This window comes from Streptomyces sp. NPDC060031, assembly GCF_042736805.1.
GTDB lineage: Bacteria > Actinomycetota > Actinomycetes > Streptomycetales > Streptomycetaceae > Streptomyces.
This window is the reverse complement of the sequence record NZ_JBHWVM010000069.1, coordinates 11,655-25,524: the sequence shown is the minus strand read 5'-3', so window position 1 is coordinate 25,524 and position 13,870 is coordinate 11,655. Positions and strand designations below refer to the sequence as shown.

10 protein-coding genes are annotated in these 13,870 nt (G+C 70.9%); 5 read left to right on the top strand and 5 right to left on the bottom strand.

The window, feature by feature from the left end; all coding sequences use genetic code 11:
- The first annotated feature begins 14 nt into the window (after positions 1–14).
- The 4 genes from ACFWB8_RS26430 (at position 15) to mshC (ending at position 3,680) form a co-directional block, all read left to right on the top strand.
- Entirely contained in the window at positions 15–737 is a 723-nt protein-coding gene (locus ACFWB8_RS26430) for a histidine phosphatase family protein (RefSeq protein WP_385231976.1), read from the top strand.
- Positions 738–838: 101 nt separating this feature from the next.
- Positions 839–1,429: a DUF3090 domain-containing protein gene (locus ACFWB8_RS26425; RefSeq protein ID WP_385231973.1), complete on the top strand. Its 591-nt coding sequence runs from the start codon at positions 839–841 to the stop codon at positions 1,427–1,429.
- Positions 1,393–2,322, top strand: coding sequence for an SCO1664 family protein (locus ACFWB8_RS26420; protein WP_385232024.1), 930 nt, complete (start codon positions 1,393–1,395; stop codon positions 2,320–2,322). The genes ACFWB8_RS26425 and ACFWB8_RS26420 overlap by 37 nt, the downstream gene beginning before the upstream one ends.
- Before the next feature lie 110 nt (positions 2,323–2,432).
- On the top strand, positions 2,433–3,680 hold the full coding sequence (gene mshC, locus ACFWB8_RS26415) for a cysteine--1-D-myo-inosityl 2-amino-2-deoxy-alpha-D-glucopyranoside ligase (RefSeq protein WP_385231970.1): 1,248 nt from the start codon (positions 2,433–2,435) through the stop codon (positions 3,678–3,680).
- Positions 3,681–3,753: 73 nt separating this feature from the next.
- Here the strand turns inward: mshC and ACFWB8_RS26410 are convergent, their stop codons facing one another.
- From ACFWB8_RS26410 to ACFWB8_RS26390, 5 genes are all read right to left on the bottom strand, one after another.
- Positions 3,754–4,743 (bottom strand): PAC2 family protein, encoded by a 990-nt coding sequence (locus tag ACFWB8_RS26410; protein WP_385231967.1) that lies wholly within the window; start codon positions 4,741–4,743, stop codon positions 3,754–3,756.
- Between the two features lie 127 nt (positions 4,744–4,870).
- Positions 4,871–6,478, bottom strand: a complete 1,608-nt coding sequence (locus tag ACFWB8_RS26405; RefSeq protein ID WP_385231964.1) for an FAD-dependent oxidoreductase — start codon at positions 6,476–6,478, stop codon at positions 4,871–4,873.
- A 43-nt stretch (positions 6,479–6,521) separates the two neighbouring features.
- Positions 6,522–8,048: a glycerol kinase GlpK gene (glpK, locus tag ACFWB8_RS26400; protein WP_385231961.1), complete on the bottom strand. Its 1,527-nt coding sequence runs from the start codon at positions 8,046–8,048 to the stop codon at positions 6,522–6,524.
- Between the two features lie 76 nt (positions 8,049–8,124).
- Positions 8,125–8,907 carry an MIP/aquaporin family protein gene (locus ACFWB8_RS26395; RefSeq protein WP_385231959.1) on the bottom strand — a complete coding sequence of 261 codons (783 nt, stop codon included), beginning with the start codon at positions 8,905–8,907 and terminating at the stop codon, positions 8,125–8,127.
- A 312-nt stretch (positions 8,908–9,219) separates the two neighbouring features.
- On the bottom strand, positions 9,220–9,987 hold the full coding sequence (locus ACFWB8_RS26390; RefSeq protein ID WP_385231957.1) for an IclR family transcriptional regulator: 768 nt from the start codon (positions 9,985–9,987) through the stop codon (positions 9,220–9,222).
- Positions 9,988–10,251: 264 nt separating this feature from the next.
- On the opposite strand from ACFWB8_RS26390, the gene metH reads away from it, so the two are divergent.
- Positions 10,252–13,764 carry a methionine synthase gene (metH, locus tag ACFWB8_RS26385; RefSeq protein ID WP_385231954.1) on the top strand — a complete coding sequence of 1,171 codons (3,513 nt, stop codon included), beginning with the start codon at positions 10,252–10,254 and terminating at the stop codon, positions 13,762–13,764.
- Positions 13,765–13,870: the final 106 nt, after the last annotated feature.

Sequence of the window (13,870 nt, the reverse complement as noted above, 5' to 3'; positions counted from 1 at the left end):
CATACGCTTGCGCCATGGCCACGCTGATCCTCGTACGACACGGGCGTTCCACCGCCAACACCGCAGGGCTGCTCGCCGGATGGACCCCCGGAGTCGCCCTCGACGAGCGCGGCAACGAGCAGGCCGCGGCGCTGCCCGCACGCCTCGCCGCAGTGCCGCTCGCCGCCGTCGTCAGCAGCCCGCTCCAGCGCTGCCGGGAGACCACGGCCCCGCTGCTGGCCGCCCGCCCCGAGCTCGCGACGCACACCGACGAGCGGATCGGCGAGTGCCACTACGGCGACTGGTCGGGCCGCAAACTCTCCGAGCTCTCCGAAGAACCCCTCATGAAGATCGTCCAGCAGCACCCGTCGGCCGCGGCCTTCCCCGGCGGCGAGTCCATGCGGGCCATGCAGGCGCGGGCGGTGGACTGCGTACGGGACTGGAACGCGCGGATCGAGGAGGAGCACGGCGCCGACGCCGTCTTCCTGATGTGCTCGCACGGGGACATCATCAAGTCCCTTGTCGCCGACGCCCTGGGCATGCACCTGGACCTCTTCCAGCGCATCCACGTCGAGCCCTGCTCGGTCACCGCGATCCGCTACACGCCGACCCGGCCGTTCCTGCTCCGGCTCGGCGACACCGGGGACTTCGGGTCGTTCGCGCCGCGCGAACACCCCGCCGCACCCGGCGCCGCCTCGGACGAAGAGACCGAAGGCACCGGGAACGCCGTGGTGGGAGGCGGCGCGGGCGCGGTGTGATCGAACGGCGCAGTAGGGTGGACGGGCCAACCCAAGGGCGCAGCCTGCCCCTGCCTCCCCCAGACTCCGTCCGGGGGCACCCCCGAGCTTGGAGACTGGACGTGCCCCGTCAGGTGTTCCTCTACGACCCCCCGGACCGCTTCGTGGCCGGGACGGTCGGTCTGCCCGGACGCCGTACGTTCTTCCTGCAGGCCTCCTCCGGTCCCCGGGTCACCAGCGTCTCCCTGGAGAAGACCCAGGTCGCAGCGCTCGCCGAGCGGATGGACGAGCTGCTGGACGAGGTCGTGCGGCGCACCGGGGGCAATGCCCCGGTCCCGGCCATGGCCCCCGCCGAGGCCGCCGACACCGCGCCCCTGGACGTCCCCGTCGAGGAGGAGTTCCGCGTCGGCACCATGGCCCTGGCCTGGGACGGCGAGGAACAGCGCATGATCGTCGAGGCGCAGGCCCTGGTGGAGCTCGACGCCGACTCGGACGAGGACCTCGCCGAGGCGGAGGAGCGGCTGCTCCAGGACGAGGAGAACGGCCCGCCGATGCTGCGGGTCCGCCTCAGCGGCGCCCAGGCCCGGGCCTTCGCCAAGCGGGCCCTGGACGTGGTCAACGCGGGCCGGCCGCCGTGCCCGCTGTGTAGCCTGCCGCTGGACCCCGAGGGGCACGTCTGCCCGCGCCAGAACGGCTACCGGCGCCAGGCGTGAGTGCCACGGGGGAGCTGGAGGAACTGCTCGCCGAGGGCGAGCTGACCGTCGTCGGCCGGATCCGCGAGGCGTCCAACGCCGTACTGCTGTGCACCGTCGCGTACGAGGGCGTGAGCGCCGACTGCGTGTACAAGCCGGTCAAGGGCGAGCGGCCGCTGTGGGACTTCCCCGACGGGAACCTCGCCCAGCGCGAGGTCGCCGCCTACCTGGTCTCCGAGGCCACGGGGTGGGGGCTGGTCCCGCCGACCGTGCTGCGCGACGGGCCGTACGGCGAGGGCATGGTCCAGCAGTGGATCGAGTCGGGCGGGCCCGGTGAGCCGGGCGACGCCGCCGGGTCCGATGCCGCCGCCGGGTCCGACGCCGACGCCGACGCCGACTCCGGCTCCGGCTCCGACGCCGGGTCCCCGCAGGCGGGGCTGCTCGCGCTCGTGGACGGCGAGGAGGCGGGCGAGGGCTGGAAGCCGATCGCCTTCGCCGAGGTGGGGGAGGGCCGCACCGCCCTGCTCGTCCACGCAGACGACCCCAGGCTGCGCCGGCTCGCCGTCCTCGACGCCGTGATCAACAACGGCGACCGCAAGGGCGGCCACCTGCTGCCCGCGCCCGACGGCCGGCTCTACGCCATCGACCACGGAGTGACCTTCCACACCGAGGACAAGCTGCGCACCCTGCTGTGGGGCTGGGCGGGGGAGCCGCTGACGGACGAGGCCCGCGAGGTGCTGGCCGCTCTGGCGGCCCGGCTGGCCGACGGGGAGCCCCTGGCCACCCGGCTGGGTGAACTGATCACCCCGGTCGAGCTGGGCGCCGTACGGGGCCGTGTGGCCCGGCTGCGGGCCTTGGGCGTGCACCCCCAGCCGTCCGGTCAGTGGCCCGCGATCCCCTGGCCACCGGTCTGAACCAGCCATGTGCGGCTCGCACAGAACCGGCCAGATCGCAAGAGCGCGGATCAGGCCAACAGTGCAGGTCCGGTTCGTTTGATGAACACGCGTCCGGTTACGCTCGAGACATGCATGCCTGGCCCGCTTCTGAGGTCCCCGCCCTGCCTGGCAAGGGCCGCGACCTCCAGATCCACGACACCGCGACCCAGGGGACGATCACCCTCGCCCCCGGTCCCGTCGCCCGTATCTACGTCTGCGGAATCACCCCGTACGACGCGACCCACATCGGTCACGCGGCGACCTACAACGCGTTCGACCTCGTGCAGCGCGTGTGGCTCGACACCAAGCGGCAGATTCACTACGTCCAGAACGTGACGGACGTCGACGACCCCCTGCTGGAGCGTGCGCTGCGCGACAACCAGGACTGGACCGAGCTCGCCGAACGCGAGACGGCCCTCTTCCGCGAGGACATGACCGCCCTGCGGATGCTGCCGCCGCAGCACTACATCGGAGCCGTCGAGGCCATACCGGGCATCGTGCCGCTGGTGGAGCGGCTGCGGGACGCGGGCGCCGCCTACGACCTCGACGGCGACGTCTACTTCTCGGTGGAGTCCGACCCGCACTTCGGCGGGGTCTCCCACCTCGACGCCGAGGCGATGCGCCTGCTGTCGGCGGAGCGCGGCGGGGACCCGGAGCGCCCGGGCAAGAAGAACCCGCTCGACCCGATGCTGTGGATGGCCGCCCGTGAGGGCGAGCCGAGCTGGGACGGCGCCTCGCTGGGGCGCGGCCGGCCCGGCTGGCACATCGAGTGCGTGGCCATCGCCCTGGACCACCTGGGCATGGGCTTCGACATCCAGGGCGGCGGCTCGGACCTGGCGTTCCCGCACCACGAGATGGGCGCCTCGCACGCGCAGGCACTGACGGGCGAGTTCCCGATGGCCAAGGCGTACGTGCACGCGGGCATGGTCGCCCTGCACGGCGAGAAGATGTCGAAGTCCAAGGGCAACCTGGTCTTCGTGTCCGCCCTGCGGCGCGCGGGTGTCGACCCGGCGGCGATCCGCCTCGCGCTGCTGTCCCACCACTACCGCGCCGACTGGGAGTGGACGGACGACGTCCTCGCCGAGGCGCAGGCCCGCCTGGAGCGGTGGCGTGCGGCCGTGTCCCGCCCGGACGGAGTGCCGGCGGACGCCCTGGTCGAGGAGGTCCGTGAGGCCCTCTCCCGCGACCTGGACGCCCCTGCCGCGCTGGCAGCCGTGGACCGCTGGGCCGAGCTCCAGCTCGCCTCGGACGCGGACCCGGACGTGGAGGCGGACGACGAGTCGGCCCCGGGTCTGGTCTCCCGCACGGTGGACGCCCTGCTGGGCGTGGCGCTGTAACGCTCCACACGGACACGCAGAACGCCTGAGGGGCCGCGCATGCGCGGCCCCTCAGGCGTTTTCGGTCACCCGGCTACGCCTCCGGGGGCGTCCCGTCCTCGTCCGGGGCGGTGGACGGGGGCTCCTCGGGGGGCTCCGGGTCCGTCTTGCGCTTCGGCGGGAGGGGCAGGCCGCCGGAGGTGTCCCGGAGGTACGAGCCGTCGCCCGGCTCCGGGGTGGCGGACGGGTCGCGGCGGCGCAGGTACCGCTCGAACTCCCGCGCGATGGCGTCGCCCGAGGCCTCCGGGAGGTCCGCCGTGTCGCGCGCTTCCTCGAGCGTCTGGACGTACTCCGCCACCTCGCTGTCCTCGGCGGCCAGTTGGTCCACGCCGAGCTGCCACGCCCGCGCGTCCTCGGGGAGTTCGCCCAGCGGGATCCGGATGTCGATCAGATCCTCCAGCCGGTTCAGCAAGGCCAGCGTCGCCTTCGGGTTCGGCGGCTGCGACACGTAGTGCGGCACCGCAGCCCACAGCGACACCGCCGGAACCCCCGCGTGCGTGCACGCCTCCTGGAGCACGCCCACGATCCCCGTCGGGCCCTCGTACTTCGTCTCCTCCAGGTCCATCGTCCGCGCCAGGTCCGCGTCCGAGGTCACCCCGCTCACCGGCACCGGCCGCGTGTGAGGGGTGTCGCCGAGCAGCGCGCCCAGGATGACCACCATCTCCACGCCCAGTTCGTGCGCGAAGCCGAGGATCTCGTTGCAGAACGACCGCCACCGCATGGACGGTTCGATCCCGCGCACCAGCACCAGGTCCCGCGGCTTGGCACCGCCGATCCGGACCACCGACAGCCGCGTCGTCGGCCACGTGATCTTCCGTACCCCGTTGTCCAGCCACACCGTCGGCCGGTTGACCTGGAAGTCGTAGTAGTCCTCGGCGTCCAGAGCCGCGAAGACCTCGCCCTTCCACTCCCGGTCCAGGTGCGCGACCGCACCGGAGGCCGCGTCACCCGCGTCGTTCCAGCCCTCGAACGCGGCCACCATGACCGGGTCGATCAGCTCGGGCACGCCCTCAAGCTCGATCACCCAGGTCTCCTTCCGAAGTTCCCTTGCGTACGTGGGTCAGCCTAAGCCTTGATACGACACCAACCACAGCCCACGACAGAGGGGCGGTTCCCCTCGGAACCGCCCCTCTGCCCACCTGCCGAGCCTGCTATGCCTTGCGGCCCAGCATGTCCTCGACCCGGCCGCGGACCTCTTCGTTGTCCAGGCCCCGGATCGTGACCGTCGTACGGCGGCGCAGCACGTCGTCGACCGTCTCGGCCCACTCGTTGTCCCGGGCGTAGGCGACCTGCGCCCAGATCTCCGGACCGTCCGGGTGGATGCGCTCGGCCAGCGCCGGGTCCTCGTTCGCCAGGCGCGCGATGTCGAAGGCCAGCGAGCCGTAGTGCGAGGCCAGGTGGCGCGCGGTCAGCGGGTCCATCCGGGCACCCGGCTCATGGTCCACCAGCAGCCGGTGCGCGACCGCGTTGGGGTTGGCGACACCGGGCAGCGCGATCCGGCGCACCAGCGACTTGACCGGCTCCATGTCCTCGGTCAGCGGGCTGCCCGGGAGCTTCGCCAGCTTGTCCATGACCACGCGGCCGATGTGGCGGTACGTGGTCCACTTGCCGCCGGCCACGGACAGCATGCCGCCCGCGCCCTCGGAGACGACCGTCTCGCGCTTGGCCTTCTCGACGCCGCCGGGACCGCCGGGCAGCACCCGCAGGCCCGCGAAGGCGTACGTCATCAGCGAGCGGTCGAGGTCGGCGTCCTTCACCGAGAAGGCCGCCTCGTCCAGGATCTGCTGGATGTCGGCCTCGGTGGCACGCACGTCCGCCGGGTCGCCCTCGTACACCTCGTCGGTGGTGCCGAGCAGCAGCTGGTCCTCCCACGGCAGGGCGAAGGTGATGCGGTACTTGTCGATCGGGGTGGCCATGGCGGCCTTCCACGGCGACTTGCGCTTCATCACGATGTGCGCGCCCTTGGAGAGGCGGATCGACGGCATCGAGTGCTTGTCTTCCATGCGCCGCAGGTGGTCCACCCACGGGCCGGTGGCGTTGAGCACGACGCGCGCGTCCACTCCGAACTCGGTGCCGTCGAGACGGTCCTTGAGCTCGGCGCCGGAGACCCGGCCGCGCGTCATGCGCAGGCCGGTGACCTCGGCGTGGTTGAGGACGACCGCGCCGGACTCGACGGCCGCGCGGACCGTCATGACGGCGACGCGGGAGTCGTTCATCTGGTGGTCGTAGTAGACGGCCACGGCCTTGAGGTTGTCCGTCTTCAGACCCGGGTTGTCGGCGGCGGCACGGGCCGGCGATATGACCTTGCCCATGCCGTCGCCGAAGGCGGACAGCGCCGAGTACGCGAACACGCCCGCGCCCAGCTTCGCGGCGCCGACCGGCCCGCCCTTGTACACCGGGAGGTAGAAGGTGAGCGGGTTGACCAGGTGCGGGGCCACGTCCTTGGCCAGCACCCGGCGCTCGTGGTGGTTCTCGGCGACCAGCTTGACCGCGCCGGTCTGCAGGTAGCGCAGGCCGCCGTGGACGAGCTTGGAGGAGGCCGAGGAGGTGGCGCCGGCGAAGTCGCCGGCGTCCACCATGGCGACCCGCAGACCCGACTGCGCGGCGTGCCAGGCCACCGAGGTGCCCAGGATTCCACCGCCGATGACCAGCAGGTCGTACGTGGCCTTCGCCAGCTGCTCACGGGTCTCGGCGCGGCTCGCGTTCGAGCCGGCGGTCGGGTGCGTGCCCAGTGCGGTCACGCTCTGCAGGCTGCTCATATCCCTTGCTCCTACTTACTCGTCGATTGCGCCGGCTGTGCGGTCAGCTGGCGTCTTCGTCGTCGACCCAGCCCATGGACCGCTCGACGGCCTTGAGCCAGCTCTTGTATTCGCGGTCCCGCTGCTCGGCGGGCATCCGCGGGGTCCACTCCGCCGCGCGGCGCCAGTTGGCGCGCAGGGCGTCGGTGTCGGGCCAGAAGCCGACGGCCAGGCCGGCGGCGTAGGCGGCGCCGAGGCAGGTGGTCTCGGCGACCATCGGGCGCACCACGGGGGCGTCCAGGAAGTCCGAGAGCGTCTGCATCAGCAGGTTGTTGGAGGTCATGCCGCCGTCGACCTTGAGGGCGGTGAGCTCGACGCCCGAGTCCTTGGTCATGGCGTCGGTGATCTCGCGGGTCTGCCAGGCGGTGGCCTCCAGGACGGCACGGGCGATGTGCGCCTTGGTGACGTACCGGGTGAGGCCGGTGATCACACCGCGGGCGTCGGAGCGCCAGTACGGGGCGAACAGGCCGGAGAAGGCCGGCACGAAGTACGCGCCGCCGTTGTCCTCGACGGAGGAGGCGAGGGTCTCGATCTCGGCCGCGGACTTGATCAGGCCCATCTGGTCGCGCATCCACTGGACGAGCGAGCCGGTGACGGCGATGGAGCCCTCCAGCGCGTAGACCGGCTTCTCGTCGCCGATCTGGTAGCCGACCGTGGTCAGCAGGCCGCTGTAGGAGTTGATGATCTTGTCGCCGGTGTTCATCAGCATGAACGTGCCGGTGCCGTACGTGGACTTCGCCTCGCCCTCGGCGAAACAGGTCTGGCCGAACAGCGCGGCCTGCTGGTCACCGAGCGCCGAGGCGACCGGGACGCCGGCGAGGACGCCCTCCTTGACGTGGCCGTAGACCTCGGCGGAGGACTTGATCTCCGGGAGGACGTTGAGCGGGACGCCCATGGACTCGGCGATCTTGTCGTCCCAGGCCAGGGTGTGCAGGTTCATCAGCATGGTGCGCGAGGCGTTGGTGACGTCGGTGACGTGGGCACCGCCCTCGGCGCCGCCCGTGAGGTTCCAGATCACCCACGAGTCCATGGTGCCGAAGAGGATGTCGCCGGCCTCGGCACGCTCGCGCAGGCCCTCGACGTTGTCGAGCAGCCAGCGGACCTTGGGACCGGCGAAGTAGCTCGCCAGCGGCAGGCCGGTCTCGCGGCGGAAGCGGTCCTGGCCGACGTTGCGGCCGAGTTCCTTGCACAGGCCGTCGGTGCGGGTGTCCTGCCAGACCAGCGCGTTGTGGACCGGCTCGCCGGTGTTCCTGTCCCACAGGAGGGTGGTCTCGCGCTGGTTGGTGATGCCGACGGCCTTGACGTCCGCCGCGGTGATCTCGGCCTTGGCCATCGCGCCGGCGACGACCTCCTGCACGTTGGTCCAGATCTCGGCGGCGTCGTGCTCCACCCAGCCCGGCTTCGGGAAGATCTGCTCGTGCTCCTTCTGGTCGACGGCGACGATGCGCCCGTCGCGGTCGAAGACGATGCAGCGGGAGGAGGTGGTGCCCTGGTCGATCGCGGCGATGAAGGGGCCGGTGCTGCTGGTCATGATGGCTGCTCCTGGCAGGTCTCTAGGTAGGCAGATTCAGGTGCGGTGCGGATCTTGCGAACGCGGCCGGTGCTGATCAGGCGAACGCGATGTTGTACAGACCGCCGGCGGCGAGGGCACCGACGAGCGGGCCGACCACCGGGATCCAGGAGTATCCCCAGTCCGAGCCGCCCTTGTTGGGCAGCGGCAGCAGGGCGTGCACGATGCGCGGACCGAGGTCGCGCACCGGGTTGATGGCATAGCCGGTCGGGCCGCCGAGCGACAGGCCGATGCCGACGACGACGAACGAGGTGATCAGGACACCGATGACACCGAGGCCCTTGCCGTCGTCCTGGAGGCCCTGGGTGAGGATGGCCAGGACCAGGACGGCGGTGCCTATGATCTCGGTGGCGAGGTTCTGGACGACATTACGGATCTCGGGGCCCGTGGAGAAGACGCCGAGCACCGGACCGGCCACATCGTGCGGGTGCGGGTCCTCGGGACCCAGCTTGGCGTCGCGGATGTGCTCCGGGTCCGCCAGGTGCACGCGGAACTGGCCGTAGTACGTGACCCACATCAGGACCGCGCCGAGCATCGCGCCGAGCAGCTGGCCGGCGAGGTAGACCGGCACGTCATTCCACTCGCCGGTCTTGACGGCGAGGCCGACGGTGACCGCGGGGTTGAGGTGCGCGCCGGAGAGCGGCGCGGAGACGTACGCGGCTATCAGGACGGCGAAGCCCCAGCCGAACGTGATGGCCAGCCAGCCCGCGTTGCGGGCCTTGGAGCTCTTGAGGGTCACGGCGGCGCACACGCCACCACCGAGCAGTGTGAGCAGGGCGGTACCGATGGTCTCGCCGATGAAGATGTCGGAGCTGGACACCCGCGACTCCTTTGTCGTTCAGGGGGTGAGCGGTCACCGGTCCCGTCCGGCGGCCCGCGCACTCGGTGAGTGCTGCACCGGTCCTTGGCCTCGCCCTACCCTAACGCGTTTGCCGTTAGGTGTTCGACAATGCCGACCGGTGAACGGCAGTTTTCCGCTGAAGTGAAGAAGGCGTCAAGGGTTGGCCAGGCCAAAGTGTCGGATCGTTACCACGCGGTGCGATCGAACAAATCCGGCCATCCGATGGCCGGGATATGGCGAAAAGAGGGCAGAAAGAGGCCAGGAACTGGCCTTAAAGGGCCTATAGGGGGCTCAGAACCGGCCCGCGCCGAGATCGCGTGAAACCGCACGCGCACAGTCCCGCACGGACGCCACGAGCGCCGCCCGGGGCTCCCCGGACTCCCCGCAGACCCGCTCCACGGCGCCCGCGACCGCCACCGCGCCGACCGGCATGCGGCGCCGGTCGTGTATGGGCGCGGCCACCGAGGCGATGCCGTCCCAGGTCTCCTCGACATCCGCGGCCCAGCCGCGGGCCCGCGTCAGCTCCAAGACCTCTTCGAACCCCGCGGCGTCGGTGACCGTGCGCGGGGTGAACGCCTCGCGCTCCACCTCCATGGCCTGGGTGTGCGCGACCGGGTCGTACGCCGCCAGGACCTTGCCCAGCGCCGTGGAGTGCAGCGGCTGCATGGCCCCCACCTCCAGCACCTGGCGGCTGTCGTCGGGCCGGAACACGTGGTGCATGATCAGCACCCCGCTCTTGTGCAGCACCCCCACGTACACGCTCTCGCCGCTCGCGCGCGCCAGGTCGTCCGTCCACACCAGGGCCCGGGCGCGCAGCTCGTGCACGTCCAGGTAGCTGTTGCCCAGGCGCAGCAGCTCCGCGCCGAGCTGATAGCGCCCGGAGGCCGGGTCCTGCTCCACGAAGCCCTCGGCCTGCAGGGTGCGCAGGATCCCGTGGGCCGTGCCCTTGGCCAGACCCAGGGACGACGCCACGTCCGACAGTCCCAGCCGGCGCTCGCCGCCCGCCAGGAGCCGCAGCATCGCAGCGGCTCGTTCGAGCGACTGGATGTTCCGTGCCATCGCGCAGCCTCCTGCTGACGTAGTTCGACAATGCTGAACAGTATCGGTCGATGTCGACCCTTTGCACCGTGGGAGAAGCATTCGAGCCCGTTCCCGGGGCAGGACGGCTCCCCGCCACCTGCCGGACACCCCTGGCACAGAATGCCGTCCGCCACGTGGGACGCCCCCACCGGGGCCGCCACCACGCGGTTACGCTGACCGCGTGCACCCTTGACACAGAGGGGGTGCAAAGCCGACAGCCGTCGCATCCCAGGGAGCACAACCATGGCCTCGCTGCCGAACCCGCCCGCTGACACCCAGACCCGGGCCGATGCCCTCCGAGAGGCACTGGCGACCCGTGTGGTCGTCGCCGACGGGGCCATGGGAACGATGCTCCAGGCGCAGGACCCCTCGATGGCGGACTTCCAGCAGCTCGAGGGCTGCAACGAGGTCCTCAACGTCACCCGGCCCGACATCGTGCGCTCGGTCCACGAGGCGTACTACTCGGTGGGCGTGGACTGCGTCGAGACCAACACCTTCGGCGCGAACTACGCGGCCCTCGCCGAGTACGACATCGCCGAACGCAACTTCGAGCTCTCCGAGGCCGGCGCCCGCATCGCCCGCGAGGTCGCCGACGAGTTCACCGCCTCCACCGGACAGCAGCGCTGGGTGCTCGGCTCCATCGGCCCCGGCACCAAGCTGCCGACCCTGGGCCACATCACCTACGCGCAGATCCGCGACGCCTACCAGATCAACGCCGAGGGCCTGATCTCCGGCGGCGCCGACGCGCTGCTCGTCGAGACCACCCAGGACCTCCTGCAGACCAAGTCCTCCATCATCGGCGCCCGCCGCGCCATGGAGCGGCTCGGCGTCTCGGTCCCGCTGATCTGCTCCGTCACCGTCGAGACCACCGGCACCATGCTGCTCGGCTCCGAGATCGGCGCCGCCCTGACGGCCCTGGAGCCGCTCGGCATCGACATGATCGGCCTGAACTGCGCGACCGGCCCCGCCGAGATGAGCGAGCACCTGCGCTACCTCGCGCGCAACGCCCGCATCCCGCTCTCCTGCATGCCCAACGCCGGCCTGCCCATCCTCACCAAGGACGGCGCGCACTACCCGCTGACCGCCCCCGAGCTCGCCGACGCCCAGGAGACCTTCGTCCGCGAGTACGGGCTCTCCCTGGTCGGCGGCTGCTGCGGCACCACCCCCGAGCACCTGCGCCAGGTCGTGGAGCGGGTCCGCGGCACCGCCGTCACCGAGCGCACCCCCCAGCCCGAGCCCGGCGCCGCCTCGCTCTACCAGACCGTGCCGTTCCGCCAGGACACCTCGTTCATGGCGATCGGCGAGCGCACGAACGCCAACGGTTCGAAGAAGTTCCGCGAGGCCATGCTGGAAGCCCGCTGGGACGACTGCGTGGAGATGGCGCGCGACCAGATCCGCGAGGGCGCGCACATGCTCGACCTCTGCGTGGACTACGTCGGCCGCGACGGCGTCGCCGACATGCAGGAGCTCGCCGGCCGCTTCGCGACCGCCTCCACGCTGCCGATCGTCCTGGACTCCACCGAGGTTCCCGTCCTCCAGGCGGGCCTGGAGAAGCTGGGCGGCCGCGCCGTCATCAACTCCGTGAACTACGAGGACGGCGACGGCCCCGAGTCCCGCTTCGCCAAGGTCACCGGCCTCGCCCGGGAGCACGGCGCCGCGCTCATCGCGCTGACCATCGACGAGGAGGGCCAGGCCCGCACCGTCGAGCACAAGGTCGCCATCGCCGAACGCCTGATCGACGACCTCACGGGGAACTGGGGGATCCGCGAGTCGGACATCCTCATCGACACCCTGACCTTCACCATCTGCACCGGCCAGGAGGAGTCCCGCAGGGACGGCATCGCCACGATCGAGTCGATCCGCGAGCTCAAGCGCCGCCACCCGGACGTCCAGACCACCCTCGGCCTGTCGAACATCTCCTTCGGCCTCAACCCGGCCGCCCGCGTCCTGCTGAACTCCGTCTTCCTCGACGAGTGCGTCAAGGCCGGCCTGGACTCCGCCATCGTCCACGCCTCCAAGATCCTGCCGATCGCCCGGTTCGACGAAGAGCAGGTCACCACCGCCCTCGACCTGATCCACGACCGGCGCGCCGAGGGCTACGACCCGCTCCAGAAGCTGATGGCGCTGTTCGAGGGCGTCAACACCAAGTCGATGAAGGCCGGCCGCGCCGAGGAACTCCTCGCCCTGCCGCTGGACGAGCGGCTCCAGCGCCGCATCATCGACGGCGAGAAGAACGGCCTGGAGACCGACCTCCACGAGGCCCTGCAGACCCGCCCCGCCCTCGACATCGTCAACGACACCCTCCTGGAGGGCATGAAGACGGTCGGGGAGCTCTTCGGCTCCGGCCAGATGCAGCTGCCCTTCGTCCTGCAGTCCGCCGAGGTCATGAAGACGGCCGTCGCCTACCTCGAACCGCACATGGAGAAGACCGATGACGAGGGCAAGGGCACCATCGTGCTCGCCACCGTCCGCGGCGACGTCCACGACATCGGCAAGAACCTCGTCGACATCATCCTGACCAACAACGGCTACAACGTCGTCAACATCGGCATCAAGCAGCCGGTCTCCGCGATCCTCGAAGCCGCGCAGGAGCACAAGGCCGACGTCATCGGCATGTCCGGCCTCCTCGTGAAGTCCACCGTGATCATGAAGGAGAACCTTCAGGAGCTCAACCAGCGCAAGCTGGCCGCCGACTACCCGGTGATCCTGGGCGGCGCCGCCCTGACCCGCGCCTACGTCGAGCAGGACCTCCACGAGATCTACGAGGGCGAGGTCCGCTACGCCCGCGACGCCTTCGAGGGCCTGCGCCTGATGGACGCCCTCATCGCCGTCAAGCGCGGCGTCCCCGGCGCCAGCCTGCCCGAGCTCAAGCAGCGCCGCGTCGCCAGGCGTGACGCTCCGGCCGTCCCGGCGGACGAGCCGCAGGAGTCCGGCGGCCGCTCCGACGTCGCCACCGACAACCCCGTCCCCACCCCGCCGTTCTGGGGCACCCGCGTGGTCAAGGGCATCCCGCTCAAGGACTACGCCTCCTGGCTCGACGAGGGCGCCCTGTTCAAGGGCCAGTGGGGCCTCAAGCAGGCCCGCGCGGGCGGAGCGACGTACGAGGAGCTCGTCGAGACCGAGGGCCGGCCGCGGCTGCGCGGCCTCCTGGACAAGCTGCACACCGAGAACCTGCTGGAAGCGGCCGTGGTCTACGGGTACTTCCCCTGCGTCTCCAAGGGCGAGGACCTGATCATCCTCGACGAACAGGGCAACGAGCGGACCCGCTTCACCTTCCCGCGCCAGCGCCGCGGCCGCCGCCTGTGCCTCGCCGACTTCTTCCGCCCGGAGGAGTCCGGCGAGATTGACGTCGTCGGCCTCCAGGTCGTCACCGTGGGCTCGAAGATCGGCGAGGCCACGGCCAAGCTGTTCGAGTCCGACTCCTACCGCGAGTACCTGGAACTGCACGGACTGTCCGTCCAGCTCGCCGAGGCCATGGCCGAGTACTGGCACGCCCGCGTCCGCGCCGAGCTCGGATTCGGCGGCGAGGACCCGGCCCAGGTCGCGGACATGTTCGACCTGAAGTACCGCGGCGCCCGCTTCTCGCTGGGCTACGGCGCCTGCCCCGACCTGGAGGACCGCGCCAAGATCGCCGATCTGCTCCAGCCGGAGCGGATCGGGGTCCACCTGTCGGAGGAATTCCAGCTCCACCCGGAGCAATCCACCGACGCCCTTGTGATTCACCACCCGGAAGCGAAGTATTTCAACGCACGCTGAGGCGGGCCGACGTACACTTGTCGGTCCCATACAGGCCGGTCGCCTGTTCCCCCGGGCTCGTCCCGGGGGAAGGTGACCGGCCTTCTCGTCCCCTTTGAGAGGTGTG